The organism is Streptomyces sp. NPDC008139 (assembly GCF_042957025.1).
In the GTDB taxonomy this organism is placed as follows: domain Bacteria; phylum Actinomycetota; class Actinomycetes; order Streptomycetales; family Streptomycetaceae; genus Actinacidiphila.
This window is the reverse complement of the sequence record NZ_JBIBHM010000001.1, coordinates 683,705-702,294: the sequence shown is the minus strand read 5'-3', so window position 1 is coordinate 702,294 and position 18,590 is coordinate 683,705. Positions and strand designations below refer to the sequence as shown.

Genomic DNA, 18,590 nt, shown 5'->3' with positions numbered 1-18,590 from the left:
GTTTGAGGTAATTAGAAGCCCCGCCGGGATGGTATCCGGCGGGGCTTCTTGGGGTCTTGACGGCAGTAGTTGACGGCAACGTCAGCGGACGGGTGCTGCACAAAGCGGCGGGTCGTCGTTGTCTCCTGGCCCGATCAGGGGCTCGGCGGGGTTGCGGAGGACGTGGCCGAGGAGGTCGATGGCGTCGCGTTGGAGGCGGAGTCGGACGTGGGCGTAGACGGTGGCGGTGACGCCGATGTGGGCGTGTCCCAGGAGTTCCTTGATGACGACGAGTTCGACGCCCTGTTCGAGGAGCAGGGTCGCCGTCGAGTGCCGAAGGTCATGGAAGCGGATGCGGCGGAGGCTGGCCCGGCGGAGCAGAGTGTTGAAGTGCCGGGTAAGGGTGGCTCCCTCGATCGGGTTGCCGTCGGGCCGGGTGAAGACGTAGCCGCTTGCCTTCCAGTTCGTCCCTGCCGCTTCGCGCTCGCGGGCCTGCCGGTTGCGGTGCTGTTCAAGGGAGCGCAGGCACGGCGTCGGCAGGGCGATGCGCCGTTCGGAACTCTTGGTCTTGGTCGGGAGGGCGGTCAGGCCTCCAGAGGTGGTGCGCTGGAGGGTGCGGCGGATGCTGGCGGTTCCGCCGGCCAGGTCGAGGTCTTCCCAGCGCAGGCCGAGGAGTTCGCCCTTGCGGAGCCCGGTTCGCAGGGCGAGCTCGAACAGCGCGCTCAGCCGGTGCCCGTGGGTGGCTGCGAGGAACGCGCGGGCTTCCGGGGCGGTGAGGGGTTCGAAGCGGCGGGGGCGTGGTGTGCCCATGCGGACGTTGCGAGCCACGTTTCGCGGGATCTCCTCCTCGCGCACCGCGTGCTCCAGGGCCGACTTGAGGACGGAGTGCACGTAGGCCAGCGTCAGCGGGGAGAGCCGCTTGTGGCAGCACTTCCCGAGAGCGCAGCAACGCGGCTGGCGGCTGGCCTGCGCGTCGGGCTTTCGGCGGGCGTCGATGCCGCGTACGCAGCACTGGCAGACGGTCCGAAGTCCGTTCAGCCAGGTGCGGACGTCCTTGGCGGTGAGCTTCGCGAGCTTCTTGCGGCCCAGCCCGGGGACGAGGTAGTGATCCACGACGGCGGTGTATCTGGTGTGGGTGGTCTCGCGTAGCTGGTGGACGGCGACGTTGTCCAGCCAATAGGTCAGGTATGCTGCCAGGCTGCCCTGGACGGAGACGGCGGGGACTCCGCGGTTGCTTGCCGCGATCTTCTCCGTGAGCTGAGCCAGCGCTTCCTTCCGCGTGGCGCCGTAGACGCGGATGCGCTTGCGGGTGTTGCTGGGGGCGAGGACGTATCCGGCGGCTTCCCAGCGGCCGTCCTTGCGCTGGTAGACGGTCCCGTCGCCGTTGGCGCGCACGCGGCGGGATGCGGGGGTGTCGCGGGGTGTGGTCATCAGGCGGCTTCCTGTTCGAGGCGGGTACGGATGAAGTCGGTGAGAGCGTGGGTGGGGATGCGGCGGGCGCGGCCGAGGGTGATCGAGGCGAGCTGGCCGGAGCGGAGCAGGTCATAGACGGCGGAGCGGCCGAGCTGGAGACGGGCCATGACCTGGGGCACCGTGAGCAGGTCCAGCACTGGTGCCGCCTCCGCGTGGAGGACGGCGAGCGGGGGCGAGGCCATCAACAGCCCCCTTCGGCCGAGAACTGCCGTTCCAGTTCCTTGCTGTGCCACACGTGGGCGGCGAGGAGTGCGGCGCCGGGGCTGTAGCCCGAGCCGAGGTAGTTCCAGTGGCCGACGACGAGGGTGGTCGTCGGGTCGGGTTCGGGCAGGCCGGCGTGGGCGCGGGCCTGCGTGGTGCGCCAGACGCGGCGGGCGGCGCGCAGCGCGCCGAGGGTGGTGGAGTAGCGGCGGGATTTGGTGGAGAAGTGGCCCCGGAAGCCCAGCATGTGCGCCCACTTCCAGAGCTTGAGGTCGGCGAACTCCGGGCGTTTTCCCAGCTCCCAGCAGGTGCGAATCATCTGCCGCACGTGACGTGCGACGGCGAGGCGTGGCAGCGGGCGGGCCTGCCCGGTGCCGCCACAGGCGGTGCACGGGAGTGGGGTTCCGTGGGGCAGGAGGGTGGCGCCGCGTCCCTGGCAGGGGCGGCAGAACAGGGCGCGGTCGAGGGCGCCGGAGGCATCGGCGGACTTGGTGGCGTACTTGGCCACGTAGGCGGCCACGGCCTGGTCTGTGAGTTCGGCGTCGGTGCCGAAGGAGGCGATCTCGCGTACGTCGAGCTGTTCGCCCCAGGCGAGTTCGCGTTCCCCGACCACGTCCGACTCGACCGTGACACGGACTCGGGCCGTAGCGGCCCGGATGGCGTCGGTGAGCACAGCGACAGCGGCGTACGGAGGCGGGGGCTGGGTGCTGCCATCCGGGCCGTCGAGCCGGATGACAGCGTGGAAGTGGACCAGGCCCCGCTTCTGGTACTCGGCGACCTTCGCGAAGGACACACGCAGCACGGCCCGGGCGGCCTTCTGCGTCATGCCGAGCCGGACGGCAATCTCCCGGCGCAGGTAGATCGTGAAGCGCGCCCACAGCGCGGAGGCGTGGGCGTTGAACAGCACCGCGCCCGCGTAGTCGTACGTCGCTGGGTTCAGTGGCGCCCCCAGCAGCGGGTCCGTGGGTTCGTGGAGCTTGCGGCAGCGGCACGGCCGGACATCGCCGCCCAGGGTGGTGGGGCGGTTGTGGACGGGGCCGAAGGAGGGGGCGGTCAGCGTGGCGAAGACGCGGGGGTGGGTGCGGACGGTGTCGGGTACGGTCTTGCCGCCGGTCAGGCCGACGCGGATGAGGTGGTAGGTGTCGGCGGGCAGCGGGTGGCGCGGCGATTGCCGCACGTGGTGAGCAGACTGCCCGTGGGTTCCGCGGAGGAGGCGTAGGAGCGCAGAACTTCGCCGGTCGTGGTGTCGACGGTGGCGGTGTGGCCAGTCAGGCGAACGGGTTCGGTGCAGCCGCCGAGGCGTTCGATCTGCTGCTGTACGCGGTCGAAGTCGGGCTGGTTGACCAGGTGGAGCAGGTCCCGCACGGCGGGGCTTGCCACCTGGTGCAGGTCCAGGGTGACCATCCGGGCGTGTCCCTTCAGTTCGGGTGGGTGGCCCCGAGCAGCAACCAGCCGGTTAGGGAGGCGTGTTGGTGCTGCTCGGAGCATGACGAACCAGGCCCGTGGGCGGGCGTGGTTTCAGCGAGGGGGATTCGGCCGGCGAGGGCCGGGGCTCAGAGGTGAGCGAGCGCGGCGGTGGCGACCGGCAGGGCGACGCCCATGCGGGTCCCCAGTTGGGCGGCGGTGATGGGCTGGCCGTGCTCGGCGTGGTGGGTGTCCGCGATGCGGCGGGCGGCGTTGAGCAGGGCGGCGGGCAGGGCCGGGCGGGAGGCGGTCGCGTTTGTCTTGGCGATGGCGACCGGGGCGGTGGCCTGGGCCGGAGCGGGGTTGGGCTCCAGTGCTTCGATGGTCGGGGTGACCGGAGCTGGATCAGGGGCCGGGGCGGGTTCGGTGACCGGTGCATGGGTTGGGGATGGTGCGGCAGGGGCGAAGACCCCAGCGGGCACCGCCTCAGCGGCGGGGATGTGGACGGGTTCGGTGGCGACGTTCAGGGGTGGCTGGGTGAGGGTGTGAAACTGGGCCAGGAACGAGGGGCCGACGCGGCCCCAGCCCAGCAGCAGGAGCGGTGCGACGGTGTCCAGGCAGGCGCGTCCGTAGCGTCCGGTCAGCAGTGGCTCGGCGGTGTTCAGTGCGAGGGTGAGCAGCCCGCACAGGTGCAGCAGGCGGGTACCGGCCTTCAACTCGTTCTCGGGGACGCCGTGCAGGGCGAGGAATCGCAGCGCGACCAGGAGTCCGACGACCGACAGGTCCACCATCGGCGCGACCAGTGGCGCGATCGGGTGGGGTACGCCGAGCCGCAGGGCGAGCGCCCACACGTTGCCGAAGGAGAAAACGAAGGCCAGGGCCGCGATGACCGCCATGACCACGGTCACGGTGCGCCGGGTGAACCGTTCCTCGGTCATGTGTGGGGCCTCCTTCCGGGGTGGGGGTCGGGGATGATCACGGACGGCGCTTGGCCAGGGGCACGACGGTGCCGTCCTTCGGCGCGGTGCCGGCCCAGTAGCGCGGGCCGGGGACGGATTCCAGGTACAGGGCTGGATCGATGGCAAGGTGGGCAGTCGCTTGCGCGATGCGGGCCGCGTCGGCGTCCGGCACGTAGGGGGTGCGGATGCGGGTGAAGCCGGGGCGGCCCTGCATCGCCATGACGGCGACGCCGACGTAGGCGGGGTCCTGCAAGGTGACCGGGCTGGCGTCGGGCCAGTTTCGGATGTCGTCCCCGAGTGCGGCCACGGCGGCTTCCGCCGTCTTCTGGGCGAAGGAGAGCCCGATAGGGCACACGTCGCGGATGAAGGTGGGGATCGCGTCGCCGGTCACTTTCTGGCTGACCAGGATGACCAGGAAGCCGACGCTGCGGCCCTTCTTGACCAGGTCTTCGACCAGACGCGCGTTGTCCGCCGTCAGCGCCGCCAGGCGCTTGGTCTGCGGGTCGTTGCCCTTGTAGTCGCGGAAGTAGGTGTGGGCCTCGTCGATGATCAGCACGGTCAGCGGCCAGACCTCCGAGGGACCGACGTGCCACATGTTCTTCACACCGAGCACGTCCCGGATCGCCGAGGACCGGGTACGCCGCAGCGCGACCAGGCGCTTGAACAGGGCGTTCGCCTCGTCCAGATCGTCACCGACGAACGCGAACAGACGGGTCCGCAGGTCGGCGTAGTCACCCTCATGGGCGGCCGACACCTTCCCGTCGGCCACCGCGAACTGCACCGCCCGCGAAGGCGCGAGGTCGCAGACGAGCCGGTTGATCAGCGAGGTCTTGCCCGCGCCAGGGGTACCGGCCACGGTCACACCGGGCACATTGGCCAGCGAGACGCACACGGGGGCGGCGTACTCGTCCACGCCCAGCTCCCACCGCGACAGGTCCGTGTGCGGGCGGCCGGTGGGACGGTGCTCGGTCTGCGTGACCAGCGGATCGAGGCGAACGCCCCGGATCACCACCCGGCCGGGGCCGTCCGGCAGCACGGAAACCCGCGTGCACCGCCACGAGTCGGCCAGGAACCGGGCCGCGCGCTGGAACTCCTCCAGGCCGACCTTCGGCAGGCATTTGGCCCGCACGACCACACCGAACTGATCAGCCGTCACCTTGATCTTCGGAGTCAGCACCCGCGGCGGAGGCGTCGTGCCCTTCTGTACGGTCAGTTGCCCCAGCAGGCCGGGGGTCTTGTCGGTGACGGTCAGGCCCGCCATCCGCGCCAGGCGCATCCAGCCGCAGCGCACCCGCACGGCCTGCCGGATACTGGCCCGGGTTCCCCGGTCGGCGCGCACGTAGCGCACCAGGCCCAGCAGCAGCCAGCCCGCCAGCAGCGCTATGGCGACCGGCAGTAAGTCCGGCGCGTGGGCGGTCACGGTGCCCATGTCACGCCCCCGGCTTCGCTCAGAAGACGGAAGACGTCGCACAGGTCGAGGGCCGTCGCGTCGGCCGGGCTCAAACCCAGCACGTCGAGCACGGCCCCCGACACGGAGCACGACAGAACGTTCTCGGTACCCGGAAGGGACCGCAGCGGATAGGTCTCCCGCTCCGGGACGTGGCCTTCGAAGCGGATCACTTGGCCGCCTCCGTCGCCAGCTCCAGGCGCGCGGCACGGTAGGCAACGCCGTCGGAGAGCTGCCCGTTGAAGATCCGCGCCCACGGCGTCGCGAACAACTCCACCGGCCGCACCATCGCACCCGGCTTCAGCCCGGTAGGCAGGCCCGTCTCCGGGACCGTGATCTTCAGGACCTCGGCCCGGCCGTCTTCCATCAGCATCACGGTCACCGTGTACAGCGACGCCCCGGTCTCCCGGTCGGTGGCGACCTCTCCGGTCTGCTGGTCCTTGATCTTCAGCACCGGCTCGGTGTGGCAATCTCCGAGGAGTCCACCGAGCTCCGGTTCGTGCCGCCGGACGAGATCGAGCACCGGCCGATGCACCACACCCAACGACTCAGGCTCCAGCACTTCCTGGAACAGCGTGAGAAGCCGTACCTGGGCTGAACCGTCTGACGGCAGTAGCGACGGCAACAACCCCGCACAACCACGGACGCCCACGCACTTCACCGGACCAGCAAACCGCACTTGACCTGCGAGAAAGCAGGTCGAAGGCTTCGCGTAGCACACGTACTATGTACTCGCAGGGGCGACGCCGGTTCTCGTTCACAACAGCAACTGCGCTATATCCTCTGCCTCGGAAGCCGCCTTTAAGGCTGCCGAGAATCCTGCGGGCATCTTTATCAAGAACAAGCATCTCTCGTCCTTTGAGGGGCGCTACGCCAAGTTCAATACAGATGATGTATCGGAAGCGCAATCATGGGTCGCCGAAGCGCTTAGATCCGGAGGTGCGAGCTTCAAGCCGAACGGCCTTGATGGCACCTTCAAGATGGAAGTGGACATGCAGCGCACCATCGGAACTAAAGGCCAGACGGGAATCAGGATAATTGTGGCCAACGACGGACGAGTGATCAACGCCTTACCGTTCAATGCGGGATGATTTAAATGAGGATTCTCTATGACGCGATCAATTCGAGTGATCTGAAAGGGTCGACGATCGCGGACTATCTCGTGAACATCGAGGCCTCTATTAAGGTGGTCGATGGGTGTGACGTGATCTACGAGGAGCCTTATTTCCCCGTGGCGGAGTTGGCACGCGATCTTGCCCGTTGGGTATCGCTGGGTGAGAGGCGGGCTCCGGACTTCCTCTTCGCTTCGCTATCCTTCGATGAGCTGGGTGCGGTCCGTATCCTTGGCAGCGGATCAGGCTGGACGGTGGGATCAATGTTCACGCCAGAGGTGAAGAGTTCGCCCGTTTCGTGGGACGAGCTCGCCGCGTGTATCAATGAGTTCGTTACGGATGTGCGACAGGATGTCCTTGAGTTGGGTATCAGCCCGGACTTCATTGGATTATAGAGGCTGATCAAATGGGCCACTCAAGGGGGAATCGAACTTGAGGTAAGGAAGAGATCTTGAGTTCGCGCTCGTGAATTGCAGTCCCGTCGGGCAAGTGCCTGACGGGACTGCGTAAGCCTCTGACGGCAGTAGTTGACGGCAACGTCAGCGGACGAGGGCGCGCATGATGGCGCTTCGTCACTCTGGCTCTGGGCGATGGTCGGCACGATGCGGCGTCCGCGGGCTTGGCCGCGGCTGAGCGGTGTGCCGTGTCCCTCGGTGATCAAATGGTGTTTCGATCCGATTCGGCCACGGTCGACCGGACTCGGTCCCGTCCGGCTCCCCCTTGTATGGCTCGCACGGGGCTGGAGTCGACCACGGCACGCGACCAGTCGAGACGGGCCGCCGCGTTGAGTTCGGCCAGCAGCACTTCGTGCAGCTGCTGCCAGACGCCGGCCTTGTTCCAGTCCCGCAGTCGCCGGCAGCCGGTCATGCCCGAACCGAAGGCCAACTCCCTGGGCAGGTAATCCCACTGGATGCCGGTATGCAGCACGAAGAGGATGCCGCACAGCACCTTCCGGTCCGGCAGCGGCTTGCGTCCAGGGTGCCGAAACCGGCCTTCCTTGCGCGGCAGCAGCGGCTCGATCCGCTCCCACAGGTCATCCGACACGATCCACGGCGAAGCCCCATGCGGCCCGGACAACGCCCAACCCCTGGCGCGGACACCGTCAGCAGGACCGATCCACCTCATTGTGTTAGCCGTTGTGAGCGAAGGCCATCGACCGAAAGTTGTCGCGGATCTCCGTCAGGGGGGCACGGTCGCGGGTGTAGTAGAGCTTGTTGGTGAGGAGGATGGCCCAGCGTTCGTGGGCAGGGGAGATCCATAGAGCGGTGCCCGTGAAGCCGTAGTGGACCCAGGTGTCGTCGGTGGGGGTGGTGCCGGGGGCGGGGTGCCAGAAGAGGCCGCGGGCGGGGGTGAGGGCGCCGGTGTGGAGGCGGAGGGAGTCTTTGGTCCAGGTGGGGCCGAAGGCGGCTTGGGTGGGGTTGAGCATGTGGCGGGCGAAGGCTGAGATGTCGGCGGCGGTGGAGAAGACGCCGGCGATGCCGCAGGTGCCGCCGAGGAGGCGGGCGGAGAAGTCGTGGGCGGTGCCCTTGAGGTGGCGGCCGGTTTCGTCGTCCCATTCGGTCGGGGCGCTGCGGGCGATGTTTTCCGGGGTGAGCGGGCCGAAGGTGGTCTCAGCCATGCCCAAGGGTTGCCAGACCTGGGTGGTCGCGAGCTGGTCGAGGGGCTGGCCGCTGAGGTATTCGGCGAGGTAGCCGAGGACGAGGGCGGCGCGGTCGGTGTACTCGACCGCCTCGCCGGGCGGCCGGTGGAGGGCTTCGTGGAGGACGCCGTCGCGAATGTCCTGCGGGTCGGTGCCGTAGAGGTTGCGCAGGTTGGCGCGCAGGGGAAGCCCCGCGGTGTGGGCGAGCAGGTGGTGGGCGGTGGCGTCGCCGAGCGGGTGGCCGGTGACCTCGGGCCAGAAAGTGCCGAGTGGGGCGTCGAGCTGGAGTTTGCCGCTCTCGACGAGGATGCCGGTGGTGGACCAGACGGCGAGGATCTTGGTGAGGCTGGCGATGTCGAAGACCGTGTCGAGCCGCATCGGCTGGTCCGGTTCGCCGGGGTCGAGAAGCCCGACGGCTCCGCTCGCCGTGGTGCCGTGTGGGTCACCGACGGCCCAGACGGCTCCCGGGTAGACCTTGTCGCGTACGCCGTCGTCCAGGAGCTGGTGGATGCGGCCGGTGTCGAGCGTCATGGTCTCCCCGTCGAGTGCCGGTGGTTGCCCTCCGGCCAGCGTAGTGAGGCCGTCGTGGGCGAACGGTGTGCCACGGCGGTGGTCAGCCGAGCTGGTAGCCGAGTGCGGTCAAGGCGGAGGCGGTCGTGCTCAGCGGGTAGCGGGCGGCGTTCGCGTAGCCGTCCTCGCGCAAGGCGTCGACCATCCCTGGGGTCGTACGGAGCCGGTTGATGTCGCGGGCGAGTGCGGTCGGATTCGTGAAATCGGCGGCCAGCCCTGATGCCGCCAGCGACTCGTTGAGGCCGGGCACGGGCTGGTAGATGACGGGAAGGCCGCAGGCTTGGGCCTCCAGCGCTACGAGGCCCATCGCTTCGAGCGTGGAGGAGGGCATGACGAGGGCGTCGTAGTCGGGGAAGGTTTTCCACAGTTGGGGGCGGCGGAGCCAGCCGAGGTAGGTGACGTGTACGCCGAGCTCGTGGAGGAGCGGTGCCGCGGCGCGGAACGGTGTGGGCGGTGCCGCGACGCTCAGTTCGACGTCGGGGATCACGGCGAGAGCATGGAGCAGGTTCTCCACGCCCTTCTCCGGCGTGAGACGCCCCGCGTAGAGCAGGCGTAAATGGCTCGCACGAGCCGTTCGCGGTGCCTCCGGCGGTGTGGCGAGGAGAGCGTCCGGGACACCCCACGGGCTGTGTTCGATCTTCGTCCGGGCAAAAGGGGCGAGAGTGAGCAGCCGGTCGGCCATCGCCGTGGTCGGGATCACGATCACGTCCGCCGCATCGGCACAGTGCTGGAGTACCGCGCGTTGGTCGGTGTACTTCTCCGCGTACAGGAGGTCCGTGCCGTGGACCAAGGCGACGCGCCGCGCCGTCGGGAGTGCAGCGAGCAGGGCCGGTGAGGCGCCGAAAGCGAGGTGGTGCAGGTGGAGCGTGCTGATGTCCGCAGGGTTGACAGCATCTTCGATCGCGCGACTCAGAGCCCGGACGTACGGGGAAAGCCAGGTCCTTCGACGCACTTGCCGGATACGTCCAGGCTCCGCAGTCCTTGCGGGAGCGCCGTCTCCCCAGTCCTCGCCGCCAGCATGAATGCCCGTGCCGGAATCAGAGGACGGTGCCCGGTGTAGAGGTCGAGGAAGAGCTCGCCGGACATGGAGTAGGACGCGCGAGGCGCCGGATTCTTTCCACCGCCCCCGAAAGGGCTGGGCTTCAAGAATCCGGCGCCTCACACGCCCCTAGAGGCATGGACACACGACATGCGGCCGACTCGGCCGACTCGGCCGAAGTCCTCGCCGACTTCGCACCAGGCGCAGCTGTCACGCATCACCGGGACCGCGGCGGGTCCCGTATCCGGTCAGGCGGTGACCAGGGTCAGCCCGTAGCGGCTCAGGATCGGGTTGACCGGCTGGAACCAGGTCTGGCCGCCGCTGGTGCAGTTGCCCCAGCCGCCGGAGGTGACGCCCTGGGCCTGGTCGCCGGTGATGAACGAGCCGCCGGAGTCGCCCGGTTCGGCGCAGACGTTGGTGCCGGTCAGGCTGTAGACCGCGCCCTGGGCGTAGTTGACGGTGTCGCCCTGGGACAGGACGGTGCCGCAGTGCCAGTGGGTGGTGGAGCCGGAGCGGCAGATGGACGAGCCGACCGGGGCGACGTTGGAGCCGCGGACCAGGACGTCGCTGACGGTGCCCCAGCCGAGGACGACCGGGACGGTCCACCAGCCGTTGCCGATGGAGATGTAGGAGTAGTCGTTGCCGGGGAAGGTGGAGCCGACGAAGGTGCCCATCGCCGAGCCGTCCCAGCCGGCCACGGAGCTGCCCGGCGTGCCGCAGTGCCCGGCGCTGACGAAGCCGCCGACCACCGAGAAGCCTATGGAGCAGCGGGTGTTGCCGTTGATGTAGTACGGGTCACCGCCGACGGTCCCGGCCGAGAAGGTGCTGGGCGCGGGGGAGTTGTCGGCCTTGACGGTCAGCAGCCCGGCGGCGCGGGCGGGCGCGAGGAAGGCCGCCACGTCCGCGCGGTTCTCCGCGCCCGCCTGTACGTCGGCGACGACGCGGTTGGTCGTGACGTCGACGCGCCAGCTCCGCACCGCGGCGGGCGCACCGGCCGTCGACTTGGCCGCGGTGTCGAGCCCGGCCTTGGCCGAGTCCAGCGCGGCCGCGGTGTGCGCGACCTTCACCGTCGAAGCGCCGGTCGCGCGTACGGCCTTGGTCGCGGCGCTGTCGGTCACCCCCACCACCAGCTTGCCGGAGGCGGCGTCGAACCACTCGCCGCCGAACGCCTTTCCGGCCGCGCGCCGGGCGGTGGGCGCCAGCGTGGTCGCCGTCGCCTCGGCCTTCAGCCGCGCGGTCGCCTGCGTCTGGGTCAGCCCCAGGTCCCGCTGCATGGCGCTCACCAGTCCCGGCGACAACGGTTCCGAGGCCGACGCCGAGGTCACCGGCGCCAGCCCCAACGCCCCTACTCCCAAAGCCACTACGGCGGACAGACACCAGCCCGTACGAGTCATACGTCGCATCGACGCGCTCCTTTGCACCTTCTCGCGAGCGAGAAATCGTGGGGGGACAACACACTCGAACAGCGCCCGACAGCCCAGCGCGCCCAACCGCACGAGAGCGCTCTCACCACCGGCCGTCCCCCACCATCAAACGATGTCGAGCACATGTCAACACCGCCTCAGACGTAACACCCGTTTCGTCCACGGATATCCGGAGGTAAAACATCCGCCATGGCGAGATATCCGAGTCGCAAAGAAGCCGGGCCCGCGCGCCGCCGGCCCTGACACGCCACGGGACTTGGACCCGCCGCCGACCTCGACCCGGACGCGCGTCCGGACCCGGACCTGGACCCGCCGCCGGTCCCGGACCCGGACGCGCCGCCGGGGGCGGCCGACGGCCATTAACGGCCGCCGCCCGCCCCCGGCTTGTGGGGGGAGGAGAAAAGAACGGTGAGAAGGAAGGAGCGGCAGCCGGTGCTACCAGCCCACCGCGATCTCCATCCACTGCGGGTTCTGGAGCGAGGCGTACGCGGCCTGCCCGGCCACGTCGTCGTACGGGAACCCGTAGGCGAGGTGGTTGATCGCGTGGTCGTGCCAGAACTTGGCGTACCAGTTGGCCGGGTCGCCGCCCGTGTAGAACTTGGTCGGGTCCTCCCACTGGCTGGACGGGAGGTTGGCGGTGTGCCGGTTGAGCGCGGCGCACATGCCGGGGTTGCCCGCCAGCGAGCCCGCGCAGCCGAAGATGTTGGACGTGGGCTCGTTGACACCGACCGAATTGGCGTACGCCGTGAAGTAGTTGGCGTTCGCGCCGCCCGCGCGGAAGCTCGGGTCGCTTCCCGGCGCGATGATCCGGTACGGGGCCTGGGTCTGGGCCAGCACCTTGAACTGCTGCGGTACGGCGGCCTGGAACTGCGCGAAGGTCGCCTCCCGGCTCTGGTTGAACAGATCCTGGCTGTCACCGAGCTGGACGTCCTGGCCGTCGTGCGTGTGCAGCCGGATGGCCAGCGGCAGGCCCCAGGCGTCGACCCGGGTGGTGTTCCCGTTGAAGACGTTGGCGCCGATGGTGAACTCGATGAAGTCGTAGTACTGGCTGTTCGGCGAGCCGAGGTAGAAGTACATCCGGCCCGAGGAGTTCGCCGGCATGTCGAAGTACGGCTGCTCGGCGATCGAGTGGACCGTGCCGTTGAAGCTCCAGTACACCTGGCTGTCCGGGTACTGGCCGTTGGTCCGGTTGAGGATCTTCAGTTCCATCACATTGTGCGCGGCCGGAATGTCGTCCGTCGTGCCCCAGAAGCTGTCACTGGGCGGTGTGGTGGGGGGAGTCGTGGTGCCGCCGCCCGTGGTGTTGACGGTCAGCTCCCACAGCGAGTAGCCGTACGCGGTGGCGCGGGCGGTGCCGTTGACCCGCAGGTAGCGGCCGGTGCCGGTGACGTTGAGCGCCTGGACGCCGCCGGTCCCGGTGGTGGTGGAGTAGATGTTCGTCCAGCCGCCGGTACCGCTGTCGGACACCTGGATCTGGAAGCCGGTGGCGTACGCCGCCTCCCAGTTGAGGCCGACCTTGCAGATGGTCTGCGAGGAGCCGAGGTCGACCTGGAGCCACTGCGGATCGCCGAAGGCGCTGGACCAGCGGGTGCCGGTGTTGCCGTCGACCGCCGCCGAGGCGGGGGTGGTCGCGTTCTCGGTGGAGGACGCGGTGGCCGGGTGGTTCAGCGCGGCGTTGGCCGTACCGCAGGCGGCGGGCGGCGTCGTACCGCCGTTGCCGTACACCTGGAACTCCCACAGGGAGTAGCCGTACTGGGTGGCGCGGACCGTGCCGTAGACCCTGACATAGCGCCCGGAACCGTTTACGGTCAGCGTTTGATTGCCGCCCGTGCCGGTGGTGGTGGAGTAGATGTCGGTCCAGGTCGTGCCGTTGGCCGACGTCTGGATCTTGAAGGATTTCGCGTACGCCGCCTCCCAGTTGAGGGCGACGGAGGTGATCGTCTGCGAGGAGCCGAGGTCGACCTGGAGCCACTGCGGATCGGCGGCGGCGCTCGACCAGCGGGTGCCGGTGTTGCCGTCCACGGCGGCCGACGCGGGCGTGCCCGCGTTCTCCGTCGAGGACGCGGTGGCCGGCTTGCCCTGGGAGAGCAGGGTGTCCGCGGCGCGGGCCGGGGACTGGGTCCAGACGAGCGCCAGGCTCGCCAGCAGTGCCGCGAGGACGGTGAAGATCAGTACCGGCCGGCGCCCGCCGCGCCATGGCCGCTGGCGCACCGACAGGGTAGTGCTGCCTGACATGTGTTCTCCTCAACCGGGTGGGGGTCCGTGATGGAGGCCGGAGGGAGCCGGAGTTGAGAGCGCTCTCCCGGCGAGGTGATGTTTACAAGCGCCGAACAGCCGCGTCAATGAGTTGTTCAATAATGGTCAGTTGGCCCCTTGCCCGATTTCGAGAACCGAACGCGAGCGGACGCCGAACCCGCAGCTCACACCCCGCGCGCCGTCGCTCGCGCCGCGCACTCCCGCGCGGCGCGAAGGAGCGGCCCCGCACACGCCATCCATGCGCGGGACCGCTCCGGCTCGTCACGTCACCGGGTTACCCCAGCGACGCCAGGTGATCGCGCAGCCCGATCCCGTACGCCGTCGGCGTCCCGTCGTATGCCGAGATCAGCGACGGTCCCGAGGAGCAGTCCCAGTTGTTCCAGGTCCACCCCAGGTACGACAGCTTGTGCGCGTCCAGCCAGTTCATGAACTGGTCGATGAAGCCGTGCGAGCAGGTGTTCTCGCCGATCTCACCGGCCACCAGCGGGACCTGCGCCGCGACCGGCGCGACCTGGGAGTCCCAGCAGGCCGCCGAGGAGCAGGTGTTGAAGTTGTAGACGTGGAGCGAGGCACCCAGATTTCCCGTCGGGTCCGTGGGCTTGTGCGCCAGCCAGCCGGTCAGGTCGTTGGAGTACGCCAGACCGCCCGCCAGGATCACGTTCTGCGCGCCGGTGCCGCGTACCGCGTTGATCATCGACTGCATGCCGGCCACCTGGTAGCCGATCCCCGGGCAGGTGCCGCCGTCCCGCCAGCAGGTCCACGCCTGCTCGGTGGTGGAGGTGGCACGGTCCGGGTAGGGCTCGTTGAACAGGTCGAAGACCACCGAGGTGTTGTTCTTGAACGCGTTGGCCACCCCGGTCCAGAACGGGATCGCGTACTGCGCGTCCGGCATCGGCTTCTGGCAGGTCGCGTTGACGTCCGAGCAGCCCGCCGAGTTGCCGGTGTACGTGCCGTGGCTCCAGTGCAGCTCCACGATCGGCGTGATGCCGTGCGCGACCAGCCGGTTGACCCAGCCGGTGATCGCCGAGATGTAGTTGGCGCCGCCGTACGCGGCGGGCACGTATGAAAGGCCCTGCCAGCAGTCCTCGTTGAGCGGGACGCGGACCGCTGTGACGTGCCAGCTCTTGATCGCGTCGATCGCCGCGTCGTCCACCGGGCCGTCGAAGACGCCGTAGCCCTGCGCGCACATGAACTCGGTGCCGGAGCGGTTGACGCCGTGCAGCACGACGTTCTTGCCGGTGGAGTCGACGAGCTGGTTGCCGGAGACGTGCAGCTTGGGCGGCGCGGTGTCACCACCGGGCGGAGTCGTCGGCGGTGTTGTGGGCGGTGTGGTCGGGGGCGTGGTGGGGGGAGTCGTGGGCGGGGTCGTCGGGGGCGTGGTGGGCGGCGTCGTGCCGTCCACATTGCACGTGGTCCCGTTGAGCTTGAAGACCGTCGGCGCCGGGTTGGAGCCCGACCAGTTGGCCAGGAATCCGGCGCTCACCGAACCGCCCGTGGCGATCGTCCCGTTGTACGACATCGAGGCGACGCTGACGGTCTTGCCGGACTGGGTCCAGGTGCCGTTCCAGCCCTGGGTTACCTTCTGGCTGCCGGGGAAGTCGAAGCTCAGATTCCAACTGGTCGTGGCGGCGGCGTTGTTGGTGATCACCACATCGCCCTGGAATCCGGCGTCCCACTGGCTGGTCACCGAGTAGGCCACCGAACATGCGGGGGCGGCACCCGACGCGGTAGCGCCCAGCGCGGCGGGTAGTAGCGCGGCGGCGGTCGCGGCCGTCGTGACGGCCGCGATCCCGAATGCCGCGGTGCGCGTGGGTCGTCGCATGTGCGACTCCTCGTAAGTGGGGGGATCGAGAAGTGGACGCGCTCCCACTGGTCCGCCGCAGACCATAGCGGCAAGTCGGCGAGGGCGGTAGGGGTTCGGTGACGACCGTGTCGACTTCTGTAGCGACTCCCCGGTGATAGCGGCATGAACATGCCGTTCTGCTTCACCTCTTGACAGTGCGCTCACAGCGCCTTGATTGTGGGAGCGCTCCCACTGGTTCAGATGTTTCCATCCCCCCACAGAACCGCGAGGAGGGCTTCTCGCATGCCCAGAGGAAGACCGTTCAGCAAGCGGATCCGCAGGCTGGTGACGGCTTTCGCCGTCGCGCTGTCCCTGCCGCTCGCCCTGACCGTGGCCGGCGGCGGAACCGTCGCCCACGCGGACACTCTCCAGTGCAGCGTCGACTACTCGGCCAACGACTGGGGTTCGGGCTTCACCGCCAACGCCACCATCACCAACCGCGGTACGGCCGCGATCGACGGCTGGACACTGACGTACGCCTACGCCGGCAACCAGACGCTCCAGAGCGGCTGGAACGGCACCTGGTCGCAGACCGGGAAGAACGTCACCGTCAAATCGCTCGACTGGAACAAGACGATCGCGCCGAACGCCGGTGTGACCACGAGCGCCAACTTCAACTACAGCGGTACGAACGCGGCGCCGACCGCTTTCGCCGTCAACGGCACCGTATGCGGGGGCGCTCACCAGCCACCGCTCACCGTGCTCACCAGCCCGTCGGCCGGGGCGACGTACACCGCCGGCGCCAGCATCCCGCTGGCGGCCACCGCGGTCGCGGCGGACTCGGCGACCGTCAGCAAGGTGGAGTTCTGGAGCGACACCACGCTGCTGGGCACCGACACCACCTCGCCGTACACCTTCACCTGGCCCGCGGTCGCGGCCGGTGACTACTCGGTCTACGCCAAGGCGTACGACAGTCTGGGCGCGTCCGGCGAATCGACCCCGGTGGGCGTGCACGTGGCCGCCGGGCCCTCGATCGTCGCCTCGCCCACCCAGGTCTCTGTCACGCAGGGCGGCACCGGCACCTTCGGTGTCAAGCTGTCCGGCGCGCCGTCGGCCAATGTCACGGTCGCCGTCGCGCGTACCTCGGGGAACACCTCGCTGACCGTGAAGTCCGGCGCCAGCCTGACCTTCACCCCCGCCAACTGGAGCACGGCGCAGACGGTCACCGTCGCCGCCGCGGCCACCGGCAGCGGGGCGGCGACCTTCTCCGCGACCGCCACCGGCTTCGCCAAGGCCGACGTCACGGTGACGGAGGTGACGGGCACCAGCGGCACGTACGACTCCCGCTTCCTGAACCTCTACGGCAAGATCACCGACCCGGCCAACGGCTACTTCTCCCCGCAGGGCATCCCCTACCACTCGGTGGAGACCCTGATCGTGGAGGCGCCGGACTACGGGCACGAGACGACGTCGGAGGCGTACTCGTACCTGATCTGGCTCCAGGCGATGTACGGCCGGATCACCCAGGACTGGAGCAAGTTCAACGGGGCCTGGGCGCTGATGGAGAAGTACATGATCCCCACCTCCGCCGACCAGCCCACGACCAGCTCCTACGACCCGAGCAAGCCCGCCACGTACGCGCCGGAGCACCCGCTGCCCTCGGACTACCCGTCCAAGCTCGACACGAGCGTCCCGGTCGGTCAGGACCCGATCGCGAACGAGCTGAAGTCGGCGTACGGCACGTCCGACATCTACGGCATGCACTGGCTCCAGGACGTGGACAACACCTACGGCTTCGGTGACACGCCCGGTGGCGGCTGCGAGCTGGGCCCGACGGCGGCCGGTCCCTCGTACATCAACACCTTCCAGCGCGGCGCGCAGGAGTCGGTGTGGGAGACGGTGCCGCAGCCGACCTGCGACGCCTTCAAGTACGGCGGCACCAACGGCTATCTGGACCTGTTCACCGGTGACTCGTCGTACGCCAAGCAGTGGAAGTACACCGACGCCCCGGACGCCGACGCGCGCGCGATCCAGGCCGCCTACTGGGCGGACACCTGGGCCAAGGCGCAGGGCAAGGGCGCCGATGTGGCGACCACGGTCGCCAAGGCCGGAAAGATGGGCGACTACCTGCGGTACTCGTTCTTCGACAAGTACTTCAAGAAGATCGGCAACTGCACGAGTCCGTCCTGCCCGGCGGGCACCGGCAAGGACAGCGAGCACTACCTGCTGTCCTGGTACTACGCCTGGGGCGGTTCCAGCGGTACGGGCGGCGGCTGGTCCTGGCGGATCGGTGACGGCGCCTCGCACTTCGGCTACCAGAACCCGCTGGCGGCCTACGCGTTGACCACCGACCCGGCGATGGCCCCCAAGTCGGCCACCGGCAAGCAGGACTGGTCGACCAGCCTCACCCGGCAGTTGGAGTTCTACACCTGGCTCCAGTCCAAGGAGGGCGGCATCGCGGGCGGTGCCACCAATAGCTGGGACGGCGCCTACGCCCAGCCCCCGGCCGGCACGCCGACCTTCTACGGGATGGCGTACGACTGGGAGCCCGTCTACCACGACCCGCCGTCGAACCAGTGGTTCGGCATGCAGGCGTGGTCGATGGAGCGCGTCGCCGAGTACTACCAGCAGACCGGTGACGCCAAGGCCAAGGCGGTGCTCGACAAGTGGGTGACCTGGGCGATCTCCCAGACCACCATCAACCCCGACGGCACCTTCAAGATCCCGTCCGACCTGGCCTGGACCGGCGCTCCCGACACCTGGAACGCCGCCTCGCCGGGTGCCAACGCCAACCTGCACGTCACGGTCACGGCCTACGGCAACGACCTCGGTGTCGCCGCCGCCCTGGCCAAGACCCTGTCGTACTACGGCGCCAAGTCCGGGAACGCCGCCGCCAAGACCACGGCCAAGGCGCTGCTGGACGGCATGTGGAGCAACAACCAGGACGCCCTGGGCATCGCGGTGCCGGAGACCCGTACGGACTTCTCCCGCTTCAACGACCCGGTCTACGTCCCGTCCACCTTCTCCGGCGCCATGCCGAACGGCGACAAGATCAACTCCAGCTCGACCTTCCTGGAGCTGCGTTCCTTCTACAAGAACGACCCCAACTGGTCCAAGATCGCCACCTACCTCGGCGGAGGAGCCGCCCCGACCTTCACCTACCACCGCTTCTGGGCCCAGGCGGACATCGCGCTGGCGATGGGCTCGTACGCGCTGCTCTTCAACGAGTGAGGCGGCGTACGACCACCCCTGATGTGACGTGAGTCACGCGAGAGGCCCGGACCGCTTCCGCGGACCGGGCCTC

General features: G+C 68.9%; 12 protein-coding genes and 4 pseudogenes. 3 read left to right on the top strand and 13 right to left on the bottom strand.

What is annotated here, in order from left to right; translation table 11 throughout:
• Positions 1 to 81: 81 nt before the first annotated feature.
• From ACFZBB_RS02965 to ACFZBB_RS02935, 7 genes and pseudogenes are all read right to left on the bottom strand, one after another.
• Complete coding sequence (locus ACFZBB_RS02965; protein WP_391117122.1) at positions 82 to 1,410, bottom strand: tyrosine-type recombinase/integrase; 1,329 nt, start codon at positions 1,408 to 1,410, stop codon at positions 82 to 84.
• Positions 1,410 to 1,634: a helix-turn-helix domain-containing protein gene (locus tag ACFZBB_RS02960; protein ID WP_391117120.1), complete on the bottom strand. Its 225-nt coding sequence runs from the start codon at positions 1,632 to 1,634 to the stop codon at positions 1,410 to 1,412. The genes ACFZBB_RS02965 and ACFZBB_RS02960 overlap by 1 nt, the downstream gene beginning before the upstream one ends.
• Positions 1,634 to 3,057 (bottom strand): annotated as a pseudogene (locus ACFZBB_RS02955) (replication initiator). Before ACFZBB_RS02955 ends, ACFZBB_RS02960 begins: the two are co-directional and overlap by 1 nt.
• A gap of 149 nt (positions 3,058 to 3,206) precedes the next feature.
• Positions 3,207 to 3,995, bottom strand: a complete 789-nt coding sequence (locus ACFZBB_RS02950; RefSeq protein WP_391117118.1) for a DUF2637 domain-containing protein — start codon at positions 3,993 to 3,995, stop codon at positions 3,207 to 3,209.
• A 37-nt stretch (positions 3,996 to 4,032) separates the two neighbouring features.
• Positions 4,033 to 5,445, bottom strand: coding sequence for an FtsK/SpoIIIE domain-containing protein (locus ACFZBB_RS02945; RefSeq protein WP_391117116.1), 1,413 nt, complete (start codon positions 5,443 to 5,445; stop codon positions 4,033 to 4,035).
• Complete coding sequence (locus tag ACFZBB_RS02940) at positions 5,433 to 5,636, bottom strand: hypothetical protein (protein ID WP_391117114.1); 204 nt, start codon at positions 5,634 to 5,636, stop codon at positions 5,433 to 5,435. The genes ACFZBB_RS02945 and ACFZBB_RS02940 overlap by 13 nt, the downstream gene beginning before the upstream one ends.
• Positions 5,633 to 5,917 (bottom strand): hypothetical protein, encoded by a 285-nt coding sequence (locus ACFZBB_RS02935; RefSeq protein WP_391117112.1) that lies wholly within the window; start codon positions 5,915 to 5,917, stop codon positions 5,633 to 5,635. The genes ACFZBB_RS02940 and ACFZBB_RS02935 overlap by 4 nt, the downstream gene beginning before the upstream one ends.
• A gap of 15 nt (positions 5,918 to 5,932) precedes the next feature.
• Between ACFZBB_RS02935 and ACFZBB_RS02930 the strand changes: the two are divergent.
• Positions 5,933 to 6,061: pseudogene (locus ACFZBB_RS02930) on the top strand (DNA mismatch repair protein MutT); the annotation flags it as partial.
• Between the two features lie 498 nt (positions 6,062 to 6,559).
• A complete protein-coding gene (locus tag ACFZBB_RS02925; RefSeq protein ID WP_391117110.1) occupies positions 6,560 to 6,970 on the top strand; it encodes a hypothetical protein in 411 nt (136 codons plus the stop codon).
• A 209-nt stretch (positions 6,971 to 7,179) separates the two neighbouring features.
• On the opposite strand, the pseudogene ACFZBB_RS02920 reads toward ACFZBB_RS02925, so the two are convergent.
• The 6 genes and pseudogenes from ACFZBB_RS02920 to ACFZBB_RS02895 all read right to left on the bottom strand — a co-directional run.
• Positions 7,180 to 7,652: pseudogene (locus ACFZBB_RS02920) on the bottom strand (IS5 family transposase); the annotation flags it as partial.
• Between the two features lie 52 nt (positions 7,653 to 7,704).
• Positions 7,705 to 8,745, bottom strand: a complete 1,041-nt coding sequence (locus ACFZBB_RS02915) for a serine hydrolase (protein WP_391117107.1) — start codon at positions 8,743 to 8,745, stop codon at positions 7,705 to 7,707.
• Between the two features lie 82 nt (positions 8,746 to 8,827).
• A pseudogene (locus ACFZBB_RS02910) lies at positions 8,828 to 9,870 on the bottom strand (glycosyltransferase family 4 protein).
• A 201-nt stretch (positions 9,871 to 10,071) separates the two neighbouring features.
• Entirely contained in the window at positions 10,072 to 11,226 is a 1,155-nt protein-coding gene (locus tag ACFZBB_RS02905) for an alpha-lytic protease prodomain-containing protein (RefSeq protein WP_391117105.1), read from the bottom strand.
• Positions 11,227 to 11,682: 456 nt separating this feature from the next.
• Positions 11,683 to 13,482 carry a discoidin domain-containing protein gene (locus ACFZBB_RS02900; RefSeq protein WP_391046937.1) on the bottom strand — a complete coding sequence of 600 codons (1,800 nt, stop codon included), beginning with the start codon at positions 13,480 to 13,482 and terminating at the stop codon, positions 11,683 to 11,685.
• Positions 13,483 to 13,777: 295 nt separating this feature from the next.
• Complete coding sequence (locus tag ACFZBB_RS02895) at positions 13,778 to 15,325, bottom strand: cellulose binding domain-containing protein (protein WP_391117103.1); 1,548 nt, start codon at positions 15,323 to 15,325, stop codon at positions 13,778 to 13,780.
• Between the two features lie 264 nt (positions 15,326 to 15,589).
• Here ACFZBB_RS02895 and ACFZBB_RS02890 point away from each other — a divergent pair, with 264 nt between their 5' ends.
• Entirely contained in the window at positions 15,590 to 18,517 is a 2,928-nt protein-coding gene (locus tag ACFZBB_RS02890; RefSeq protein ID WP_391117101.1) for a glycoside hydrolase family 48 protein, read from the top strand.
• Positions 18,518 to 18,590: the final 73 nt, after the last annotated feature.